Origin of the sequence: Pseudomonas sp. B21-054 (genome assembly GCF_026016345.1) — a bacterium.
In the GTDB taxonomy this organism is placed as follows: Bacteria; Pseudomonadota; Gammaproteobacteria; order Pseudomonadales; family Pseudomonadaceae; genus Aquipseudomonas.
Window position 1 is genome coordinate 4,699,083 of record NZ_CP087204.1, and the last position, 22,707, is coordinate 4,721,789.

General features: G+C 61.1%; 19 protein-coding genes. 16 read left to right on the plus strand and 3 right to left on the minus strand.

Annotation, left to right across the window (positions count from 1 at the left end; genetic code table 11):
* The 7 genes from LOY70_RS20265 to LOY70_RS20295 all read left to right on the plus strand — a co-directional run bounded on the left by LOY70_RS20265 (position 1) and on the right by LOY70_RS20295 (position 7,387).
* Positions 1-645 (plus strand): isochorismatase family cysteine hydrolase, encoded by a 645-nt coding sequence (locus tag LOY70_RS20265; protein WP_123343082.1) that lies wholly within the window; start codon positions 1-3, stop codon positions 643-645.
* Positions 642-1,994, plus strand: a complete 1,353-nt coding sequence (locus LOY70_RS20270) for a glutamine synthetase family protein (RefSeq protein ID WP_265029084.1) — start codon at positions 642-644, stop codon at positions 1,992-1,994. The genes LOY70_RS20265 and LOY70_RS20270 overlap by 4 nt, the downstream gene beginning before the upstream one ends.
* Positions 1,978-2,730 (plus strand): N-formylglutamate amidohydrolase, encoded by a 753-nt coding sequence (locus LOY70_RS20275; protein WP_265029085.1) that lies wholly within the window; start codon positions 1,978-1,980, stop codon positions 2,728-2,730. Before LOY70_RS20270 ends, LOY70_RS20275 begins: the two co-directional genes overlap by 17 nt.
* Before the next feature lie 58 nt (positions 2,731-2,788).
* Positions 2,789-4,138, plus strand: a complete 1,350-nt coding sequence (locus LOY70_RS20280; RefSeq protein ID WP_265029086.1) for an APC family permease — start codon at positions 2,789-2,791, stop codon at positions 4,136-4,138.
* Positions 4,139-4,246: 108 nt separating this feature from the next.
* A complete protein-coding gene (locus tag LOY70_RS20285) occupies positions 4,247-5,263 on the plus strand; it encodes an arginine N-succinyltransferase (RefSeq protein WP_265029087.1) in 1,017 nt (338 codons plus the stop codon).
* Between the two features lie 61 nt (positions 5,264-5,324).
* Positions 5,325-6,359 (plus strand): arginine N-succinyltransferase, encoded by a 1,035-nt coding sequence (gene astA / locus LOY70_RS20290; protein ID WP_265029088.1) that lies wholly within the window; start codon positions 5,325-5,327, stop codon positions 6,357-6,359.
* Positions 6,360-6,517: 158 nt separating this feature from the next.
* Positions 6,518-7,387: an isocitrate lyase/PEP mutase family protein gene (locus tag LOY70_RS20295; RefSeq protein ID WP_265029089.1), complete on the plus strand. Its 870-nt coding sequence runs from the start codon at positions 6,518-6,520 to the stop codon at positions 7,385-7,387.
* Positions 7,388-7,620: 233 nt separating this feature from the next.
* Here the strand turns inward: LOY70_RS20295 and LOY70_RS20300 are convergent, their stop codons facing one another.
* Entirely contained in the window at positions 7,621-8,850 is a 1,230-nt protein-coding gene (locus LOY70_RS20300; RefSeq protein WP_265029090.1) for an acyl-CoA dehydrogenase, read from the minus strand.
* A 177-nt stretch (positions 8,851-9,027) separates the two neighbouring features.
* On the opposite strand from LOY70_RS20300, the gene LOY70_RS20305 reads away from it, so the two are divergent.
* From LOY70_RS20305 to LOY70_RS20315, 3 genes are all read left to right on the plus strand, one after another.
* Positions 9,028-9,957 (plus strand): LysR family transcriptional regulator, encoded by a 930-nt coding sequence (locus tag LOY70_RS20305; RefSeq protein WP_003200002.1) that lies wholly within the window; start codon positions 9,028-9,030, stop codon positions 9,955-9,957.
* A 198-nt stretch (positions 9,958-10,155) separates the two neighbouring features.
* Positions 10,156-10,557, plus strand: coding sequence for a MerR family transcriptional regulator (locus LOY70_RS20310; RefSeq protein ID WP_265029091.1), 402 nt, complete (start codon positions 10,156-10,158; stop codon positions 10,555-10,557).
* 149 nt (positions 10,558-10,706) lie between these two features.
* A complete protein-coding gene (locus tag LOY70_RS20315) occupies positions 10,707-11,606 on the plus strand; it encodes a hydroxymethylglutaryl-CoA lyase (RefSeq protein WP_265029092.1) in 900 nt (299 codons plus the stop codon).
* Between the two features lie 652 nt (positions 11,607-12,258).
* Here LOY70_RS20315 and LOY70_RS20320 read toward each other — a convergent pair.
* Complete coding sequence (locus tag LOY70_RS20320) at positions 12,259-13,956, minus strand: AMP-binding protein (RefSeq protein ID WP_265029093.1); 1,698 nt, start codon at positions 13,954-13,956, stop codon at positions 12,259-12,261.
* Between the two features lie 189 nt (positions 13,957-14,145).
* Between LOY70_RS20320 and LOY70_RS20325 the strand changes: the two genes are divergently transcribed.
* The 4 genes from LOY70_RS20325 to LOY70_RS20340 all read left to right on the plus strand — a co-directional run bounded on the left by LOY70_RS20325 (position 14,146) and on the right by LOY70_RS20340 (position 19,798).
* Positions 14,146-15,309, plus strand: a complete 1,164-nt coding sequence (locus LOY70_RS20325; RefSeq protein WP_265029094.1) for an isovaleryl-CoA dehydrogenase — start codon at positions 14,146-14,148, stop codon at positions 15,307-15,309.
* Between the two features lie 106 nt (positions 15,310-15,415).
* Positions 15,416-17,020: a carboxyl transferase domain-containing protein gene (locus LOY70_RS20330; RefSeq protein WP_265029095.1), complete on the plus strand. Its 1,605-nt coding sequence runs from the start codon at positions 15,416-15,418 to the stop codon at positions 17,018-17,020.
* Between the two features lie 13 nt (positions 17,021-17,033).
* Entirely contained in the window at positions 17,034-17,852 is an 819-nt protein-coding gene (locus LOY70_RS20335; protein WP_265029096.1) for a gamma-carboxygeranoyl-CoA hydratase, read from the plus strand.
* Positions 17,849-19,798: an acetyl/propionyl/methylcrotonyl-CoA carboxylase subunit alpha gene (locus LOY70_RS20340; RefSeq protein ID WP_265029097.1), complete on the plus strand. Its 1,950-nt coding sequence runs from the start codon at positions 17,849-17,851 to the stop codon at positions 19,796-19,798. The genes LOY70_RS20335 and LOY70_RS20340 overlap by 4 nt, the downstream gene beginning before the upstream one ends.
* 29 nt (positions 19,799-19,827) lie before the next feature.
* On the opposite strand, the gene LOY70_RS20345 is transcribed toward LOY70_RS20340, so the two are convergent.
* A complete protein-coding gene (locus LOY70_RS20345) occupies positions 19,828-20,475 on the minus strand; it encodes a LexA family protein (protein ID WP_265029098.1) in 648 nt (215 codons plus the stop codon).
* A gap of 129 nt (positions 20,476-20,604) precedes the next feature.
* Between LOY70_RS20345 and LOY70_RS20350 the strand changes: the two genes are divergently transcribed.
* Positions 20,605-20,946, plus strand: a complete 342-nt coding sequence (locus LOY70_RS20350) for a DUF6124 family protein (RefSeq protein ID WP_265029099.1) — start codon at positions 20,605-20,607, stop codon at positions 20,944-20,946.
* A 502-nt stretch (positions 20,947-21,448) separates the two neighbouring features.
* Positions 21,449-22,600, plus strand: coding sequence for a M14-type cytosolic carboxypeptidase (locus LOY70_RS20355; protein WP_123416536.1), 1,152 nt, complete (start codon positions 21,449-21,451; stop codon positions 22,598-22,600).
* Positions 22,601-22,707: the final 107 nt, after the last annotated feature.

The following is a 22,707-nucleotide window of genomic DNA, read 5'->3' on the forward strand; positions in this document are numbered from 1 at the left end:
ATGTTCTCGCTCCCCCATCGCTCGCCACGGGATTTACCCTTCGTTCACGACCACACGGCATTGCTGTTGGTGGACATGCAACGGGCCTGGCTGGAAGCGCAGTTCGATGCCCACCTGGATGCGCCCGAGGCCGCGTATTTCATTCGTCGGGCCCGCCAACAAGTGATTCCCAACCAACAGCGTTTGCTCAACGCGATGCGCGCGGCGCGGCACAACGTGTTGCACACCCACATCGAAAGCCTCACCGCCGATGGCCGTGATCGCTCCCTGGATCACAAGCTGTCGGACATGCACCTGCCCAAGGGCAGCCCCGAGGCGCAGATCATTGCCGAGCTGACGCCGCTGGAAAATGAAATCGTGCTGCCCAAGACGTCCTCGGGCGTTTTCAACTCCACCAATATCGACTACGTGCTGCGCAACCTGCAGACCCGCCACTTGATCGTCGCCGGCATTGTCACCGACCAATGCGTCGACATGGCCGTACGCGATGCAGCCGACCGCGGCTACCTGGTCACGCTGGTGGAAGATGCCTGCGCCACTTACACCGAACAACGGCATCTGGCGTGCCTGAACGCGATCAAGGGCTATTGCTGGATCACCGATACCGACACCGTACTCGGGCGCTTGCAGGAGATGCAGCCGTGAACCGCCTCGATGCTGCAATACCCCTGGCACCGTTGCCGGTCACGACGCTGGTGAGCACCGACCTGATCGGCGTGACCCGCGGGCGCTCGTTCCCCAGCGATGAACTGCCCCACTACGTCACCGCCGGTTGCGGCTGGGTGCCGGCCAACAGCGCGCTGACGCCCCAAGACATCATCGCCTCGGCCAACCCCTGGGGCGCTTATGGCGATCTGCGGTTGATCCCGGACCTGTCCAGCCGCGTCACCGTCAACAATGGCCCCGACGCCCAGGCCCCTGCCCTGGATTTCATCCATTGCGACATACGCGAGACCGACGGCCGGCCCTGGAGCACCTGCCCGCGCACCCTGCTGCACGATGAAGTGGAGCGTTATCGGGCTGAGCTGGACTTGCAGGTGTTCGCCGCGTTCGAGCACGAATTCAACCTCAGCGCCACGCCTCCCCAACCCGATCGCCTGGCCTTCAGCCTCCAGGCCCAGCGCCAGCAGGCCGGGTTCGCCGGATGGCTGCTCAGCGCATTGCGCGCCGGTGGCGTCGAACCGGAAATGTTCCTGCCCGAATACGGCAAGCAGCAGTACGAGATTACCTGCCGCCCCACCCTGGGCGTAGCCGCCGCCGATCGCGCCGTGAACGTACGGGAGATCACCCGCGAGATCGCCCGGCAAATGGGCCTGGCGCTCAGTTTCGCGCCCAAGACTTCGGAAAATGCCGTGTGCAACGGTGTGCATCTGCACTTGAGCCTGCAAGACTTGAGCGGTGATCCCGTGCTCCATGACGCCGCCAGCAGCAACGGCTTGTCCAGCCTCGGCCAGCACTGGGCCGCCGGTGTGCTGCATTATCTGCCAGCGCTGTGTGCGCTGACCGCTCCGACGCCAGTGTCCTACGAGCGCCTGCAACCCCATCACTGGAGCGCGTCCTATGCTTGCCTGGGACAGCGCAACCGCGAAGCGGCGTTGCGCATCTGCCCGACCGTGAGCCTGGGCGGCAAACCGCTGGCGAACCAGTACAACCTGGAATTCCGTGCCATGGACGCCACCGCTTCGCCGCACCTGGCGATGGCCGCGCTGTTGATCGCCGGGCGCCTGGGCATCGAGCAGCGGCTGGTGCTGAACGCCGTGACCGATGAAATACCCGATGAATTGAATGAAGAACAACGTCGCGCCCGTGGCATTATCGCCCTGCCGACGACCCTGGCCCAGGCACTGGATTGCCTGCGCCACAGCGGGGCGCTGCTCGAGGCCCTGCCCGGCCCCCTGGTCGAAACCTACTTCGCCTTGAAGGCCCAGGAGCTGGCCTTGACCCAGGCGCTGTCACCTGCCGAGCGTTGTGAGCACTATGCACGAATCTATTGAATGTGCTGAGTCGGGCCTCTACACCGGGCCGGCCTACCGACTGATCCGGGAAGAGGCCGAGCATCCGTTGGTGCTGGTGTGCGAGCACGCCAGCCGCTTCATTCCCGCTGCGCTGAACGCTCTGGGCCTGGATGAAACCGCCTCCCAGGAACACATCGCCTGGGACATCGGTGCCCTGGCCCTGGCCGAACGCCTGTCCGAAACCCTCGGCGCGACCTTGCTGTCGGCCAATTATTCACGGCTGTTGATCGACCTGAACCGTCCGCTGCACGTACCGGACAGCATTCCGCCCCAGAGTGAGATCTACCAGGTCCCGGGCAACCAGTCCCTGGACGAGGCCACGCGCGAATATCGCCGCCAGTGCCTGTTCCATCCCTTCCATGACCGCTTGCGCGCGTTGATCGACCAGCGCCTGGCCGCCAACCGACCGGTGCGGGTGGTGGGCATCCACAGCTTCACCCCGGTGTTCTATGGCCAGCCGCGCGCGCTGGAAGCCGGCGTGCTGTTCGGCGAGGCAAAGGATTATGCCCAGCGCATCGTCGATGGGCTGAGCCGGCACTCGCTGCGCGTGGCGGGCAACCAGCCCTACAAGATCAACCCCTTGACCGACATGACCGTCCCGGTACACGGCGACGCCCGCGGCCTGGACTCGGTGTTGATCGAAGTGCGCAACGACCTGCTGCGCAGCCCCGAGTCGGTGCGGACCTGGAGCGCTTACCTGGCTCCATTGTTGTAGAAAAGCAGCGGCAGCGAGCAAGGACACATCCACACACAGCTGAGAAGGAGAACGGCTTATGAGTATCGAGGCATTTGGCTACAAACAGGAATTGAAACGCAGCCTGTCGCTGACAGACCTGGTGGTGTACGGGATGATTTTCATGATCCCCATCGCACCGTTTGGCGTGTATGGCTACGTGAACGCCGAGGCGCCGGGAATGGTGCCCCTGGCGTACATCATCGGCATGGTGGCGATGCTGTTCACCGCGTTGAGCTACGGCAGCATGGCCCGGGCCTTTCCAGTGGCCGGTTCCGTCTATTCCTACGCACAACGGGGACTCAACCCACACGTCGGCTTCATCGCCGGTTGGCTGATGTTGCTGGATTATCTGCTGATCCCGCCGCTGCTGTATGTCTACGCCGCCATGGCGTTGAACCACCTCTACCCGGACATTCCCAAGGTCGGTTTCATCCTGGCGTTCCTGGTGAGCGCGACCTTCGTCAACCTGCGGGGCATCACCTTCACCGCGCGGATGAACATCATTTTTCTGCTGGCGCAGTTGGTGGTGCTGGGGATCTTCCTGTTCTACGCCTGGAATGCCCTACACGGTGGCGCCGGTAACGGCCAGCTGACCCTGGCGCCGCTGTACAGCCCGGAACACTTCGACTTCGCGTTGCTGATGCAAGCCGTATCCATCGCGGTATTGTCGTTTCTGGGGTTCGATGCCATCTCCACCTTGGCCGAAGAGATCAAGGGCGACCCGGGCCGCAGCGTGGGCAAGGCAGCGCTGGTGACCTTGCTGGTGATGGGCGCGATTTTCGTGGTGCAGACCTGGATCGCCACTGACCTGGCGGCCGGCATGGGCTTCAAGTCCGCCGACACCGCGTTCTATGAGATCGCCGAACTGGCGGCCGGCAGTTGGCTGGCAACCTTGACCGCGGTCGCCACGGCGCTGGCCTGGGGCGTCGCGGTGGCAATCACCTCGCAAGCGGCGGTGTCGCGCCTGTTGTTCGGCATGGCCCGGGACGGCAAGTTGCCCAAAGTGCTGGCCAAGGTCCATCCGAAACACAACACCCCGTACCTGAGCATCTACCTGGTCGCGGTGCTGTCGCTGCTGATCTGCTACCTGTTCATCAACGCCGTGGACACCCTGACCTCCCTGGTCAACTTCGGCGCCCTGAGCGGCTTCATGCTGCTGCACATCACGGTGATCAACCATTACTGGCGCCGCCAGCGGTCCGGCCAGGTGATTCGCCATCTGCTCTGCCCGCTGGTCGGCTTCGTGATCGTCGCGGCCATCATGTACAACATGGGCGTGGATGCGCAGAAACTCGGCCTGATCTGGATTGCCGCGGGCGTGGTCTATCTGTGTGTGCTGAATAAGTTCGGCAACCCCACGGCGCTGCCGGATCCGGCCGCTCCTTGAGGTCCGGCGGTCGAAAGGCTCGACCCGTCGTGGTTGTTACGCGTGGACATCGACAGTGATCGTCAAGCCCGGTGCCTGTCACCGGGCCCTGGAACAGGAGTGCAATCCATGCTGGCTTTACGTCCAGTGCAATTAACCGATCTGCCGCAACTGCAGCAACTGGCCCGTGACAGCCTGGTGGGCGTTACCTCGCTTCCAGACGATACCGAGCGCCTGCGGGAGAAAATCCTCGATTCGTGCGACTCGTTCGAGTCCGATGTACGAAGCCCTGGCGGGGAGAACTATTTTTTCGTCTTGCAGGACCTGGTATCCGGACGCCTGACGGGCTGCTCGGAGATTCTCGCCAGCACCGGTTGCAATGAACCGTTCTACAGTTTGCGCAACCGGCCGTTCTCCAGCGAGTCCCGGGAATTGAACATCCACCATGGCGTGCCGGCGCTGTCGCTGTGCCAGGACCTCAACGGCCAGACGTTGCTGCGCGGTTTTCACATCGACGCCGAGCGGGTGCGCACGCCAGCGTCGGAGTTGCTGTCCCGGGCCCGGTTGATGTTTATCGCCGCTCACCCCCATCGCTTTGCCGAATCGGTGATCACTGAAATCGTCGGTTTCAGCAGCGAGGATGGCCAGTCGCCCTTCTGGGACGCCATCGGCCAGCATTTCTTCGACCTGCCCTACGTCGAAGCTGAGCGGTTGTGTGGCCTGCAAAGCCGTACCTTCCTCGCCGAACTGATGCCGCAATACCCGATCTACGTGCCCATGCTCCCTGCGGCGGCCCAGGCCTGCATCGGCCGGGTGCATCCCGACGGCCAGGAAGCCTTCGACATCCTGGAGCGCGAGGGTTTTGAAACCAACAGCTACGTGGACATCTTCGACGGCGGGCCGACGCTGCACGCCCGTATCGCGAACATCCGCTCCATCACCCAAAGCCGTGTCGCGGTGGCCCGGCAAAGCGCGCAGATCGACGCCCGAGGGCGTTATCTGGTGAGCAACGACAGCCTCCTGAACTACCGGGCCATCGTGGCCGAACTGGATCTCGACGCCGAGGGCGCCGTGGCGCTGTCACCAGACATGCTGGCAGCCCTGGGCATCACGGATGGCGAGCGGGTCCGGGTGGTTGCCTTATGAATATCATTCGATCTCGTGCCGTGCATCGACGCTTCGACCGACACGATGAAGGAGCTGCCTCATGATTGTCCGCCCGGTCGCCATCACCGACCTGCCCGCGTTACTGGACCTCGCCCGCTGCGCGGGCCCCGGTTTTACCAGCCTGCCGGCCAACGAAGAGCGCCTGGCCCATCGCGTGCGCTGGGCCCAACGCACCTTTGCCGGGCAAGTCGAACGTGCCGATGCCGATTACCTGTTCGTGCTCGAGGACGATGACCGGCAAGTGGTGGGCATCAGCGCCCTGACCGGCGCGGTCGGGCTGCGCGAGCCCTGGTACAACTACCGGGTCGGGGTCACTGTCAGCTCGGCACCTGAACTGGGTATCCAGCGGCAGATCCCGACGCTGTTTCTCAATAATGAAATGACCGGGCAATCGGAAGTCTGCTCCTTGTTCCTGCATCCCGAGCAGCGTCACGGCCACAATGGGCGGCTGTTGTCCCTGGCGCGCCTGCTGTTTGTCGCTGAGTTTTCCCAATTGTTTGGTGAAAAACTGATTGCCGAATTACGCGGCCATGCCGATGAACAAGGCTGTTCGCCGTTCTGGGACAGCCTGGGACGGCACTTTTTCAAGAAGGATTTCAGCTACGCCGATCAGTTATCCGGCATGGGCAACAAATCATTCATTGCCGAGTTGATGCCGCGCCAGCCGCTGTACACCTGCCTACTCACTGAACAGGCCCAGGCAGTGATCGGCAAGGCTCACCCGAACACCGAGCCGGCCATGAAGATTCTCGGCGCCGAGGGTTTTTCCCATAGGGGCTATATCGACATTTTCGACGCCGGCCCGGTGATCGAGGCGCCGGTTTCGAAGATCCGCACTGTGCGCGACAGCCAATCGCTGACCCTGGCCATCGGCACGCCGGACGAACAGGCACCGGTCTGGTTGATCCATAATCGCCGCCTGGAGAACTGCCGCGTGACCAGCGCCCGGGCACGCCTGCACGGTCACAGCCTGCTCGTCGACCGGCTCACCGCCAAACGCCTGCAAGTACAACCGGGCGACACGGTGCGCGCCGTGGCGTTGCTCAAGCAAGGGCAGCAGGCGGCGGCCGCATAAGCCTCGCTTGTTGCTGCATCCACGTCTCGCGGGATCGACTTCGGCCAGTCTGTCCCTGTAAATTCGTCATCATCCCTGGCCGTCCCACGTGATAGCTTTCCATTCCTTCGGCGTTGACACTTTTGCTCAAGCCTTTCCATTCCATTGGTGGAACTCTTATGCCCAGGCTTTCTCATCAAGATTTACGTCGTGACTTTCGCCAACTGCTGGCTTCCAACACCTGCTATCACACCGCGTCGGTGTTCGACCCGATGTCGGCGCGCATCGCCGCCGACCTGGGTTTTGAAGTGGGTATCCTGGGTGGCTCGGTCGCGTCGTTGCAAGTATTGGGCGCCCCGGACTTTGCCCTCATTACCCTCAGTGAATTCGCCGAACAGGCCACCCGCATCGGCCGTGTGGCCCAACTGCCGGTGATTGCCGACGCCGACCACGGCTATGGCAACGCCCTGAACGTGATGCGCACCATCATCGAACTGGAACGCGCTGGCGTGGCGGCGCTGACTATCGAGGACACCTTATTGCCGGCCCAGTTTGGCCGCAAATCCACCGACCTGATTGGCGTAGCCGAAGGCGTCGGCAAGATTCGCGCGGCGCTGGAAGCCCGAGTCGATCCGGAAATGGCGATCATTGCCCGGACCAACGCCGGGATTTTGCCGGTCCAGGAGATCATCAGCCGCACCCAGCAATATGAACGTGCCGGTGCCGATGGGATTTGCATGGTGGGGGTTCAAGACTTCGAGCATCTGGAAAAAATCAGCGAAAACCTGACGCTGCCGTTGATGCTCGTCACCTATGGCAACCCGAAGTTGCGCGACGACAAACGCCTGGCCGAACTGGGCGTACGAGTCACCATCGACGGCCACGGCGCCTATTTCGCCGCGATCAAGGCCACTTACGACAGCCTGCGGGAACAGCGGCAGATCTTCACCCAGGCGTCGGACCTCAGCGCCACCGAACTGACCCACACCTACACCCAACCCGAGGACTACATCCGTTGGGCCGAGGAGTACATGAGCGTCAAGGAGTAAGAAGGCTCACTGTCCTGGAGGCCGCCATCGCGAGCAAGCTCGCTCCCACAGTGGGTTTGCGGTGCGACAAATATCTCGGGCACATACCCCGTTCCCTGTGGGAGCGAGCTTGCTCGCGATAGCGGTGGTTCAGCTTGCATGAGTGTTGGATGTACCAACGCCATCGCGAGCAAGCTCGCTCCCACAGGGGGGTTGCGGTGAGCGCGATGGCGTTGCCAAGGTAAAACAGGCCTTCAGCGCCCGCTACGCAACATCTCCTTGGGTACGTACTTGCCAATCTCGAACTTGCCGATGGCGGCGCGGTGGACTTCATCCGGGCCGTCGGCCAGGCGCAGGGTGCGTTGCATGGCGTACATGTAGGCCAGCGGGAAATCGTTGGAAACCCCGGCCCCGCCGTGGATCTGGATCGCCCGGTCGATGACCTTCAGGGCCACGTTCGGCGCAACGACCTTGATCTGGGCGATTTCGCTCTTGGCCACTTTATTGCCGACGGTGTCCATCATGTACGCCGCCTTCAACGTCAGCAGGCGGGCCATGTCGATTTCCATCCGCGAGTCGGCAATCTTGTCGACGTTACCGCCCAGGCGCGCCAGTGGCTGGCCGAACGCGGTGCGACTGATGGCACGCTTGCACATCAATTCCAGTGCGCGCTCCGCCATGCCAATGGAACGCATGCAGTGGTGAATCCGACCTGGGCCGAGGCGACCCTGGGCAATTTCGAACCCTCGTCCTTCACCCAACAGGACATTTTCGTACGGCACCCGCACGTTATCGAACAGCACTTCGGCATGGCCGTGGGGCGCATCGTCGTAGCCGAACACCGGCAGCGGCCGGACGATTTTTACCCCGGGCGTGTCCACCGGCACCAGGATCATCGAATGCTGGGCATGGCGTGGCGCATCGGGGTTGCTCAGGCCCATGAAGATCAGGATCTTGCAGCGCGGGTCGCAGGCCCCGGAGGTCCACCACTTCTTGCCGTTGATCACCCACTCGTCACCGTCACGCTCGGCACGGGCGGCCATGTTGGTGGCGTCCGAAGAGGCGACGTCCGGCTCGGTCATGGCGAAGGCCGAGCGGATCTCGCCGCGCAACAGCGGCTCGAGCCAGCGTTGCTTTTGTTCTTCATTGGCGTAGCGCACCAGCACTTCCATGTTGCCGGTGTCTGGCGCCGAGCAGTTGAAGGGTTCCGGTCCCAGCAGCGAACGGCCCATGATCTCTGCCAGCGGCGCGTATTCCAGGTTGGTCAGGCCGGCCCCCAGCTCAGACTCAGGCAGAAACAAATTCCACAGGCCCTCGGCCTTGGCCTTGGCCTTGAGCTCTTCCATGATGGCCGTGGGCTGCCAGCGATCGCCTTCGGCCACTTGCCGCTCGAACACCGCTTCGGCCGGATAGACGTAGGCATCCATGAACGCCGTGACGCGTTCACGCAGGTCCTGAACCTTGGGAGAATAGGCAAAATCCATGAGCAGCACCTTCTTGGCAGAGGTTGTTTTAGGTCATGAAATCGATGCTAGTTCAGCTACGAAAATTTACCTAACCTATTCTCGGCGTGTATTAACATTCATCACCGATATATGTTTCACTGATTCGCATCGCCATCCGGCACCTCACAACACGTCCAAGAATAAGAGTGCAGCGCCATGAATCTGAGCAAGGTCGATCTCAACCTTTTCATTGTCTTCGATGCGATCTACACCGAAGCCAACCTGACCCGCGCCGGGCAGATCGTCGGCATCACGCAACCGGCCGTGTCCAATGCCCTGGCCCGTCTTCGGGAAACGTTCAACGACCCGCTGTTCGTGCGCACTGCCCAAGGCATGGTGCCCACGCCCATGGCCCAGAACATCATCGGCCCGGTGCGCAACGCCCTGTCGCTGCTGCGGGTGTCGGTGCAAGAGAGCCGGATTTTCAACCCGCTGCAGGCGGTCAAGACCTACCGCATCAGCATGACCGACCTCACCGAAGGCGTGATCCTGCCGCTGCTGTTCCAGCGCTTGCGCCGCCTGGCGCCGACCGTGGCGATCGAGAGCTTCCTGTCCAAACGTCGCGAAACCACCAAGGAACTGGCCGCCGGCCGCCTCGACTTTGCCGTGGACGCGCCGCTCAACACCGACCCACAGGTACGCCACGTCAAGCTGATGGAAGACCGTTACGTGTGCGCCATGCGCAAGGGCCATCCGCTGGCGGGCAAGGAAAAGATCAGCCTCGACGATTACCTGGCCCAGACCCACGTGCATATTTCCAGCCGTCGCAACGGGCTGGGTTATGTCGACCTGGCGTTGGGCAAGATGGGCATCCAGCGCAAGATCGCCCTGCGTTCCCAGCATTACCTGATGGCCTCCCAGGTGCTGCAGCAGACCGACATGGTCATGACCGTCCCCGAACGCTTTGCCCGTCGCCACGATTTGCATGCCTTCCTGCTACCGGTCAACGACGTGCCGCCGGTTGAAACCCACTTGTACTGGCACGAAAGCACCGACCAGGACCCGGCCAACCGCTGGATGCGCGAGCAGATGATCGAGCTGTGCCAGCAGGTGACGGCTCATGAGAAAAAGCTGGATAAGGTCTAAAGGATCGAACTTGTGGGAGCGAGCTTGCTCGCGATAGCGATAGACCGGCCAATATCAATGGCGACTGATCCGACGCCATCGCGAGCAAGCTCGCTCCCACAGGTTCATGCCTTCCATGCAGTGTCGGCCCCCATGCTTGACGCGAACGTCAACCTGCCATTAGCTTTAGCGCCAGCCCCTTTCGTTTCGAGCGCTTCCATGAGCAGCCAGACCTACAGCATCTCCGACCTCGCCCGCGAACTGGACATCACCACCCGGGCCATTCGCTTCTATGAAGAGCAAGGCCTGTTGAGCCCCGAACGACGAGGCCAGGAACGCATTTACTCGCCGCGGGACAAGGTCAGCCTGAAGCTGATCCTGCGGGGCAAGCGCATTGGCTTCTCCCTGGCCGAATGCCGAGAACTGATCGAACTCTACGACCCCACCAGCGGCAATCAGAAACAGCTGCACAGCATGCTGGCGAAAATCGCCGAGCGTCGGGAACAACTCGAACAGCAATTGCTGGACATCGAACAAATGAAGCTGGAACTCGACACCGCCGAAGAACGCTGTATCCAGGCATTGGAGCAGACGATCGAGGGCGAGGAAATCGTCCAGTAACACTCTCCCTGTGGGAGCGAGCTTGCTCGCGATGGCGGCACATTCAACATCATTGCAAGCTGATCCACCGCTACCGCGAGCAAGCTCGCTGCCACAATGGGTTCATCATTGCGCTCGACATATTGGCAACTCACTACAGGTCAACCCCCATGTCCCTCCCCTCCTTTGTACGCTTGATTGAAGTTGGCCCCCGCGACGGGCTGCAGAATGAAGCTCAACCCATCAGCGTCGCCGACAAAGTGCGCCTGGTGGATGCCCTGAGTGCCGCCGGCCTGGGCTACATCGAGGTCGGCAGTTTTGTCTCGCCCAAATGGGTGCCGCAAATGGCCGGTTCCGCCGAGGTGTTCGCGCAGATCCAGCGCAAGCCCGGCGTCACCTACGGTGCCCTGGCACCGAACCTGCGCGGTTTTGAAGACGCGTTGGCGGCCGGTGTGAAAGAAGTCGCGGTGTTCGCCGCTGCGTCCGAAGCTTTCTCCCAGCGCAACATCAACTGTTCCATCAAGGAAAGCCTGGAGCGCTTCGCACCGATCATGGAGGCCGCGAAGCAGCACGATGTCAGCGTGCGCGGTTACGTGTCCTGCGTGCTCGGCTGCCCGTACGAAGGTGCGGTCAAGCCCGAGCAGGTCGCCTGGGTCGCGCGGGAGCTGTATGCGATGGGCTGTTACGAAGTGTCCCTGGGCGACACCATCGGCACGGGCACCGCCGGCGCCACGCGCAAGATGTTCGAAGTGGTTTCGGCTGAGGTGCCTCGCGACAAGCTCGCCGGACACTTCCACGACACCTACGGTCAGGCCATGGCCAACGTCTACGCCAGCCTGCTGGAAGGCATCGCCGTGTTCGACAGTTCCATCGCCGGCCTTGGCGGCTGCCCCTATGCCAAGGGCGCCAGCGGTAACGTTGCCACCGAAGATGTGCTGTACCTGCTCAATGGCCTGGGCATTGAAACCGGCGTCGACCTGGACGCGCTGATCGCTGCGGGGCGGCAGATCTGTGATGTGCTCGGTCGCCCGACCGGTTCGCGGGTCGCCAAGGCACGCGCCGCACAGTGAGGTGTTACCGCGCGCCTTTGTAACGGAAGCGAAACGAGTAACACGGAAACAATTTGTCAGGTTTGCTCTGTCAGGTTTTTCAGATAAAAAAATTAACTCATTGATTTATATGCATTTTTTAAAGTTGGCACGCCACCTGCTATATCTCTGACATAACAAGAATAAAAAATGCAGCAAACCCAATAAAAACAAGACGAAACGACTCTGACATAACAAAAACAACACGGCAGAGACGCAGCTAACAGATTTTTTTGGAGAGGATGTGCTTTTCAGGGTGCTTTCAGGAGCAACCCGCAACCGGGCAGAGAACAATAAAACTACCTTCAGGTAGCTCCCGAATCGGTTGGATCGCCAGGCGAAAAAGCAGATCAGCGCTCAAAAAAATACGTTTGCTCTTGATCCCGGATGGGGATCGCCAAAAACAGCGGTACGGGTCACGGCTACCAAAAACAACAACAGGCCGCCCCTCAATAATAAAAAAAGAGCACGCGACGACAAAATTAAAGGGGAGCTTCGGCTCCCCTTTGTGCTTTCCGGATTTCACATTTTCCCCTGTGGGAGCGTGCTTGCTCGCGATGACGGCGACACAGCCAACCTATCTGTCAACTATCCCACCGCCATCGCGAGCAAGCTCGCTCCCACAGTATTGTGGCTAGCGTTGCTTATCGCGCAGTTCTTCGACGCTGATTTCACGCATGCGGAATTTCTGGATCTTGCCGGTCACGGTCATTGGGAATTCTTCGACGAACTTGAAATGTCGTGGCGTTTTGAAGTGGGCAATGCGTTCTTTGCACCAGTCCTGTAGCTCCTGCTCCGTGGCGCTGTGGCCGGGATGGAATTTGATCCAGGCGACGATTTCCTCGCCGTAACGCGAGCATGGGATGCCGATCACCTGCACATCCGCCACCGCCGGGTGGGTGAAGAAGAACTCTTCCAGCTCACGGGGGTAAACATTCTCACCGCCGCGGATGATCATGTCCTTGTTGCGACCGACAATGCAGACATAACCCTGCTCGTCCATGGTCGCCAGGTCACCGGTGTGCATCCAGTGCTCCTGGTCGACCGCATCGGCGGTGCCCTTGGGGTTGTTCCAATAGCCGAGCATCACGCTGTAGCCACGGGTACACAACTCGCCGATGGTGCCCCGAGGGACGACCTCCCCCGCTTCGTTGATAATCTTGCTTTCCAATTGCGGCTGGGTGCGACCGACGGTGGTCACGCGCAATTCCAGCTCATCTGAAGGGCCGGTCTGCAATGACACCGGACTGGTTTCCGTCATGCCGTAGGCTATTTGCACTTCGGCCATGTGCATCTCGTTGATGACCCGTCGCATCACCTCGATCGGGCACGTCGCCCCAGCCATGATCCCGGTGCGCAGGCTGGACAAGTCGAACTCACCCCGCTGCGGCTGATCCAGCAGGGCGATGAACATGGTGGGCACGCCGTACAGCGCAGTGGCTTTCTCTTCGGCCACGGTGCGCAGGGTCAGCAACGGATCGAAGGCATCGTTGGGGTAGATCATGGTGCTGCCGTGGGTCATGCAGCCCAGGTTGCCCATGACCATGCCGAAGCAATGGTAGAGCGGCACCGGGATCACCAGGCGGTCGGCGGCGGTCAGGCCCAGGCTTTCGCCGACCATGTAGCCGTTGTTGAGGATGTTGCGGTGGCTAAGGGTCGCGCCTTTGGGGAAGCCGGTAGTGCCGGAGGTGTACTGGATATTGACCGGTTGATCGAAATGCAGGCTGGCCTGGTGCTCAGCCAATTGCCCAGGCGTCACCGCTGCGCCAAGGGCTGTCAGTTGCGACCAGGGCAGGAAGCCTGAAGGCGGCTGGGGATCGAGGCTGATCACACCGCGCAGATCCGGCAGACGCTCGCTGTGCAGGTGGCCGATCGATTGCTCCGCCAGCTCTGGCGCCAGCCCCTGCACCATGGCGTGGTAATCCGACGTCTTGAACGCCCCGGCGCACACCAGCCACTGACATCCGGATTGTTGGAGTACGTACTCCAGCTCGGAGGCACGGTAGGCCGGGTTGATGTTGACGAGAATGACACCGATCTTCGCACTGGCGAATTGAGTGATGCACCACTGGGCGCAATTGGGCGCCCACACGCCGAGGCGGTCGCCGGTTTTCACACCTAACGCCAATAAGGCTCGGGCGTGCAGGTCGACGGCGTCAGCCAGTTGTTGCCAGGTGTAACGCAGCGCTTGATGGCGAACCACCAACGCCTCGCCCTCCGCGTAGCGGGCCACCGTCTGGTCGAAAGCCTGGCCGATGGTCTGGGCCAGCAAGGCCTTGGCCTGGGAACCACGGGTGTAGCTGAGCTGCGAATGCGAACCGAGTTGATCCATGACGCCCCCCTCTTATCTTTATTAGTGGGTGTATCGGTGAACCTCATGCACAAAAGCGCCCTTACTCTCGCCCAAGTTGACGTTAACGTAAAGGACGATTGACAGTCATTCGCCGCAGGCTTACGTTAACGTAAAGGTGAGAGCCATTTCTCAGCTCTCCGCACCCGATAAAAAAGCCAAAGGTGTCCCATGAGCTACCCATCCCTGAACTTTGCCCTCGGCGAAACCATCGACATGCTGCGCGACCAGGTTCAATCCTTCGTCGCCAAAGAGATCGCCCCCCGCGCCGCTCAGATCGACATCGACAACCTGTTTCCCGCCGACCTGTGGCGCAAGTTCGGAGACATGGGCCTGCTGGGTATCACCGTGCCGGAAGAATACGGCGGCGCCGGCCTGGGCTACTTGGCCCACGTGGTGGCGATGGAAGAAATCAGCCGCGGCTCGGCCTCGGTCGCCCTCTCCTACGGCGCCCACTCCAACCTCTGCGTGAACCAGATCAACCGCAACGGCAACCATGAACAGAAAATCAAGTACCTGCCCAAGCTGATCAGCGGCGAACACATCGGCGCCCTCGCCATGAGCGAGCCAAATGCCGGTTCCGACGTGGTTTCAATGAAGCTGCGCGCCGACAAACGTGGCGACCGTTACGTGCTCAACGGCAGCAAGACCTGGATCACCAACGGCCCCGACGCCAACACTTACGTGATCTACGCCAAGACCGACCTGGAAAAAGGCGCCCACGGCATCACCGCATTCATCGTCGAGCGCGACTGGAAAGGTTTCAGCCGCAGCAACAAATTCGACAAGCTCGGCATGCGCGGCTCCAACACCTGCGAGCTGTTTTTCGATGACGTCGAAGTGCCGGAAGAAAACATCCTCGGCGTACTCAACGGCGGTGTGAAAGTGCTGATGAGCGGCCTGGACTACGAACGCGTGGTGCTCTCGGGCGGCCCGACCGGGATCATGCAGGCCTGCATGGACCTGATCGTGCCCTACATCCACGACCGCAAACAGTTCGGCCAGAGCATCGGCGAATTCCAGCTGATCCAGGGCAAGGTCGCCGACATGTACACCCAGCTCAACGCCAGCCGCGCCTACCTGTATGCGGTGGCCCAGGCTTGTGAACGCGGCGAAACCACTCGCAAGGACGCCGCCGGGGTGATTCTCTACAGCGCCGAACGCGCCACGCAAATGGCCCTCGACGCCATTCAGATTCTGGGCGGCAACGGCTACATCAACGAATTCCCGGCTGGACGTCTGCTGCGTGACGCCAAGCTGTACGAAATCGGCGCGGGCACCAGTGAGATTCGTCGGATGTTGATCGGCCGCGAACTGTTTAACGAGACGAAATGAATTTCGTCGGCGGCAAGCGGCAAGTTTCAAGCGGCAAGCATATTGCGCTTCTGCCTTTACTTGCAGCTTGTAGCTTGCAACCCGAAGCTGCTACGGAGTAGCCCCCATGATTTTTCACACTCAGCTCAATCCGCGTTCGCCGGAGTTCATCGCCAATCGCGATGCGATGCTCGACCAGGTCGAGGCCCTGCGCACCTTGCTCGCGCAAGTCGCGCAAGGTGGCGGTCCAAAGGCACAAGAACGTCACACGTCACGGGGCAAGCTCCTGCCCCGTGAGCGGATCAATCGTCTGCTGGATCCCGGCGCGCCGTTTCTGGAAATCAGCCCATTGGCCGCCTATGAGGTGTATGGCGAAGACGTTCCAGCCGCCGGGGTGATTGCCGGCATCGGCCGCGTGGAAGGCATCGAATGCATGATCGTCGCCAACGACGCCACCGTAAAAGGCGGATCGTATTACCCGCTGACAGTGAAAAAACACCTGCGCGCCCAGACCATCGCCCAGCAGAATCGCCTGCCCTGCATTTACCTGGTGGACTCCGGTGGCGCCAACCTGCCGCGCCAGGACGAGGTGTTCCCGGACCGTGAGCATTTTGGCCGGATCTTCTTCAACCAGGCCAACATGAGTGCCATGGGCATCCCGCAGATTGCAGTGGTCATGGGCTCTTGCACCGCCGGTGGCGCCTATGTGCCGGCCATGGCCGACGAAGCGATCATGGTCCGCCAGCAAGCCACGATTTTCCTCGCCGGCCCACCCCTGGTGAAAGCCGCCACCGGCGAGGTGGTCAGTGCCGAAGACCTGGGGGGTGCCGATGTGCATTGCAAGATCTCCGGTGTGGCCGATCATTACGCCGACAGCGATGAACATGCCCTGGCCATCGCCCGCCGCAGCATCGCCAACCTCAACTGGCGCAAGCTCGGAGAGGTGCAGCAACGGGCTCCAATCGCGCCGCTGTACAGCAGCGATGAGCTGTACGGCGTGGTGCCGGCCGACGCCAAGCAGCCGTTCGATGTCCGGGAAGTGATCGCGCGGCTGGTGGACGGTTCGGTGTTCGACGAGTTCAAGGCGCTGTTCGGGACGACGCTGGTGTGCGGCTTCGCCCATCTGCACGGCTACCCCGTCGCGATCCTCGCCAACAACGGCATCCTGTTCGCCGAAGCCGCACAGAAAGGCGCGCACTTCATCGAACTGGCCTGTCAGCGCGGCATCCCTTTGCTGTTCCTGCAGAACATCACCGGGTTCATGGTCGGGCAGAAGTACGAGGCCGGCGGCATCGCCAAGCACGGCGCAAAACTGGTGACCGCTGTGGCGTGCGCCAAGGTGCCGAAATTCACCGTGATCATTGGCGGCAGTTTCGGCGCGGGCAACTACGGCATGTGCGGTCGCGCCTACGATCCACGTTTTCTGTGGATGTGGCCGAACGCGCGGATTGGCGTGATGGGCGCCGAACAGGCGGCCGGGGTCTTGGTGCAGGTCAAGCGCGAACAGGCCGAACGCAGCGGCCATCCTTTCAGCGCTGCCCAGGAAGCCGAGATCAAGCAACCGATTCTCGACCAGTACGAAGAACAGGGACACCCCTACTATTCCAGTGCGCGACTGTGGGACGACGGCGTCATCGACCCCGCCCAGACTCGCGATGTGCTGGGCCTGGCCTTGTCCGCGTCGCTGAACGCGCCCATCGAACCGAGCCGCTTCGGCGTGTTCCGGATGTAAACGGGGAATGCCCATGGATAACTTCAACACCCTCGAACTGCTCACCGACTCCCGTGGCGTCGCCACCTTGTGGCTCAGCCGCGAGTCGAAAAACAACGCGTTCAACGCCGAAATGATCCGCGAGCTGATCCTGGCCCTGGACCAGGTCAGCAGCGATCCGAGCCTGCGATTCCTGCTGGTCCGCGGGCGTGGCAAACACTTCAGCGCTGGCGCCGACCTCGCCTGGATGCAGCAATCGGCCGAGCTCGACTACCACACCAACCTCGACGACGCCCGGGAACTGGCGGAGCTGATGTACAACCTCGCCAAGCTGAAAATCCCCACGCTGGCGGTCGTCCAGGGCGCGGCGTTTGGTGGCGCCCTGGGGTTGATCAGCGCCTGCGACATGGCCATTGGCGCCGATGAAGCGCAATTCTGCCTGTCGGAAGTGCGCATTGGCCTGGCGCCGGCCGTGATCAGTCCGTTCGTGGTGCAAGCCATCGGCGAGCGCGCGGCCCGGCGTTACGCCCTGACCGCGGAACGCTTCGGCGGGCAACGGGCGAGGGAAATCGGCTTGCTGTCGGAAAGCTACCCGGCCGAGACGCTGGATCATCAGGTCGAGCAATGGGTCGATAACCTGTTGCTCAACAGCCCGGCCGCGATGCGCGCCAGCAAAGACCTGCTGCGTGAAGTCGGCAACGGCGCCCTCACCCCGGCGCTGCGGCGCTACACCGAAAATGCCATTGCCCGCATCCGTGTCAGCCCGGAGGGCCAGGAAGGTTTGCGGGCCTTCCTGCAAAAACGTGCGCCGAACTGGCAAGCCGAATCGAATAACAAGGAGCCGCGTCGATGAGCGCCCCTGTCCTCACCACGTTGCTGGTGGCCAATCGCGGTGAAATCGCCTGCCGTGTGATGCGCACCGCCAAGGCCATGGGCCTGACCACCGTGGCCGTGCACAGCGCCACCGATCGCAATGCCCGCCACAGTCGCGAAGCCGACATTCGCGTCGACCTGGGTGGCAGCAAGGCCGCCGACAGCTACCTGCAAATCGATAAACTGATTGCCGCCGCGAAAGCCAGCGGCGCTCAGGCGATTCATCCTGGTTATGGTTTTCTTTCGGAGAACGCCGGGTTCGCCCGGGCGATTGAAGAAGCCGGCCTGATCTTCCTCGGCCCGCCCGCCTCGGCCATCGACGCCATGGGCAGCAAATCCGCCGCCAAGGCCCTGATGGAAACCGCCGGCGTGCCCCTGGTGCCCGGTTATCACGGCGAAGCCCAGGACCTCGACACCTTCCGCGACGCCTGTGAACGCATTGGTTATCCGGTGCTGCTCAAGGCCACCGCCGGTGGTGGCGGCAAAGGCATGAAAGTGGTCGAGGACGTCAGTCAACTGGCCGAAGCCCTGGCCTCGGCCCAACGTGAAGCGCAGTCGTCGTTCGGCGATTCGCGGATGCTGGTGGAAAAATACCTGCTCAAGCCGCGCCACGTTGAGATCCAGGTCTTTGCCGACCAACACGGTCACTGCCTGTACCTCAACGAGCGTGATTGTTCGATCCAGCGCCGGCATCAGAAGGTCGTCGAAGAAGCACCGGCGCCGGGCCTGAGTCCGGAGCTGCGGCGTGCCATGGGCGAAGCCGCAGTGCGATCGGCGCAGGCCATCGGTTATGTCGGCGCCGGTACCGTGGAATTTTTGCTGGATGCACGCGGCGAGTTCTTCTTCATGGAGATGAACACGCGCCTGCAAGTCGAACATCCGGTGACCGAAGCCATTACCGGACTCGACCTGGTGGCCTGGCAGATTCGCGTGGCACGTGGCGAGCGACTGCCGATTACCCAGGAACAGGTGCCGCTGCTGGGCCACGCCATCGAAGTGCGGTTGTACGCCGAAGACCCGGCCAACGACTTCCTGCCGGCCACCGGGCGCCTGGCGTTGTATCGCGAATCTGCCGCGGGGCCGGGGCGTCGCGTGGACAGTGGGGTTGAAGAAGGTGATGAGATTTCGCCGTTCTACGACCCGATGCTCGGCAAGCTGATCGCCTGGGGCGAGGACCGTGAACAGGCGCGCCTGCGATTGTTGAGCATGCTCGATGAATTCGCGATCGGTGGGCTGAAAACCAATATCGGCTTTCTACGGCGGATCGTCGCCCACTCGGCCTTCGCGGCGGCGGAACTGGACACCGGGTTTATTCCCCGTTACCAGGCGCAACTGCTACCAGAGCCTGGCGAATTGGATGACGACTTCTGGCTCGCAGCAGCCCAGGGCTTCGCGTTGAGCCTGACGCCGCGTGTACGCTGCGACGACGCCCATTCGCCTTGGGCCAATGCCGCCGGGTTGCGCCTGGGGCTGCCAAGGGAAACCACCTTGCACCTCAGCTGCGAGGGTCAGGATCGGGCGATGACACTGGACGTTACAGCCGGTTGTGCGCAACGCCAGGACGATCAACTGATCATCGAGCACAACGGCCTGCGCCGCAGGCATCGCGCCATCCGCCAGGGCGACAGCCTGTATCTGCAATGGGAAGGCGACCTGCACCGAATCGATGTGTATGACCCGTTAGCCGCCGCCGAGTCCAGCCATGGCCATCAGGGCGGCCTGACCGCGCCTATGAACGGCAGCATCGTTCGCGTACTGGTCAATGTCGGCCAACCCGTAGAGGCCGGGGCGCAATTGGTGGTGCTGGAGGCGATGAAAATGGAGCACAGCATTCGCGCGCCCAAGGCCGGCGTGATCAAGGCACTGTATTGCCAGGAAGGTGAAATGGTCAGCGAGGGCAGTGTGCTGGTGGCGTTCGAAGAATAGGCATCGGCCCTTTTTACGGGCCGATCCAGTTAGAACCTGATGGTGGCCTGCACCACCACACCGATGATGCGGCATTGTTCGGTGTACAGGTTTTTCGGGTAAGTCGGATTGAGCGGAACCAGGTAACGCTGCCCGCTCTCTTCGATCAATTTGCGAAAGGTCGCATCGCTGCTGCCAGGCAGCTGAGCGACCACCAGTTTGCCCGGCACCGCTTCGATGGCCGGGTCGACCAGGATCGACATGCCCTCGGGAATGCTCAAGCCGCTCGGAGCGGTCATCGCATCGCCGACCACGACCAGCCAGAACGCGGGCCCCTGGGCGTGGTAATCCGTCAGTTCATAGCGCGCCTGGCCGTAGGCGGTGAGATCGCCTTCGCGGATCTCACCCACTTCGCTCCAATCACTCACCGGGTAGCGAAAGTACGGGTTGTACTTCTGCGCCAGGGCCATGCCTTCTTCGGTCGTGGTGTCCGGCTCGCGAATCACCATCGCCACTTCCAGAAATTCCAGCCCCAACTCCTGCAGAACCCGATTCATGTCTTCGACACTGGGTTGCCGGCGCTTGGTCAGCCAATGGCCGACGCCGCCCTGAGACATGCCCAAACGTTCTGCGAGCACCACTTGCGTGACGCGCAGCTCCTTCATCTTGGCCTTGACCAACTCTATCCATTTATCCATGTGCGGCACGATACGTGGCTGGCCCTGACCATCAAAACACAAATTGTAGTATTTAAATTATCGTCACAATTACGATAAGTACTATTCTGGACTGAGGACTTCAGCCCCCACACGGAGAATCTCGACATCATGGACACCCCCAACAAGGATCAGCCCAACAGCCCTTTCAACAGCACGTTTCCTTCACTGCAGGATTGCCCGGCCGCCCAACGCGCCCTCGACTACTACTTGAAACCAAGTGTTTCGGATGTACAGCAAGAGCACCGCTTCTTCGACGTCAACCACAACATCAGCGCAGAGGAAGCCCTGGTCCACGCGTGTGACCTGCTGCGCTGTGCGGCGGCCACCGCCCACGAATCCGCCAACCAACTCAATGGCTCGAGCCGTGACCTGGCATTTTCAGTGGTGCATATGATTGACCTGGTCAAGGTGATGCTTGACCGATCCCTGGATGGCTACCCTACTCGCTAGGCGTAACACAGGGGAATGGCGTGGCGAACGCGCACGGAGAAAAAAATTTCCAATCGATGCGATAAAACCATTTGACTTGCAAATGATAATGATTATTATTGCATCAGCTGGTCGCGAGATCAGTCGATAGGCCAGAAGACCTTAGGTCGGACTTCTGGAATATCTCCTCATCAGGCTAATCACGGTTTTTGACCCGGCTTTTTGCCGGGTCTTTTTTTTGCCGATTTTCGGCTTATGGCTTCAGGCTAATGAAGTCTTTGGGTGTCGCAAATTCGGTGGCGGCGATGATAGCAAATGAATATTCATTTACAAGCATCCGTCCACCACACCGGCGAAAACAATCGATAGGCAAGCACTTGAGTATCCATCGCTGACTCTCTAAGCTGCTTTGGCGTCCAGGGAGGGCGCCCCCTTCTTCACCCCCTTCTTCATATGACGCAAATCGTCTGACTTTCTCTTTCTTGCGTGTAAAGTAACGGCCATAAAAATCCTCTCAGGAGCCGTGACCGTGGCTAAATCCTCTTTTGATATCAGCGCCAATTTTGACAGTGGCAACATCCAGGTCGTCGACATCAGCAACCCGCTGCAGTCGCTGCTGAAGATCAGGCCCGACACCCGCAGCGCCCACTTTCAATGGTTTCACTTCAAGGCCAGCGGCCTGCATGTGGGTCAGGAATATTCCTTTCGCCTGCTCAATGCCAGCCAATCGTCCTACAACAAGGCGTGGACCGGTTATCAGGCAGTCGCCTCTTACGATCACGTGAACTGGTTCCGTATTCCCACGCAGTTCGAAGGCGACGCCCTGCGCTTTCACCTGGAAGCCGAACAGCCTCACGCCTGGTTTGCCTACTTCGAACCCTACAGCCGTGGCCGTCACGATTGGCTGATCGAGCAAGCGCTGCACAAGGCCGGTACCGAACTGCTGGCCACTGGTAAAAGCGTGGAAGGTCGTGACATTCCCTTGCTGCGCAAAGGTAGCGGTGCGCCAGGGCGGCGCAAAATCTGGATCATCGCCCAGCAGCATCCGGGCGAGCACATGGCCGAGTGGTTCATGGAGGGTGTGATCGAACGCCTCCAACATCAGGATGATGCGCAACTGGAGCAACTGCTTGCCGAGGCCGATCTGTACCTGGTGCCGAACATGAACCCGGACGGTGCGTTTCATGGCCATCTGCGTACCAACGCCATGGGCCAGGACCTCAACCGAGCCTGGCAGAACGCCAGTCCGGAAGTCAGTCCCGAGGTATTTTTCGTACAACAGCAAATGGAAAAGTACGGCGTCGACCTGTTTCTCGACGTTCATGGCGATGAAGAAATCCCCTACGTCTTCACTGCCGGATGCGAAGGCAATCCGGGCTACACGCCGCGTATAGCTGAACTCGAAGAACGCTTTCGCAGCCATCTCAAGCATCAGACCAAAGACTTCCAGACCACTTATGGCTACACCCGCGACGAACCGGGCCGTGCCAACATGACCCTGGCCTGTAACGCGGTCGGCCAGAAATACGATTGCTTGTCCCTGACCCTGGAAATGCCCTTCAAGGACCACGACGACCACCCGAATCCGCTCACAGGCTGGTCCGGCAAGCGCTCGATGCAATTAGGCAAGGATGTGTTGAGCACCGTTGCGAGCATGGTCGACGAATTGCGCTAAAAATCCTTGTCTCTCCATCCAATATATTCACTGTGGCGAGGGGATTTATCCCCGTTGGGTTGCGCAGCAACCCCCAACCTGTCGACGGGGTCCTCATGACCCACTGA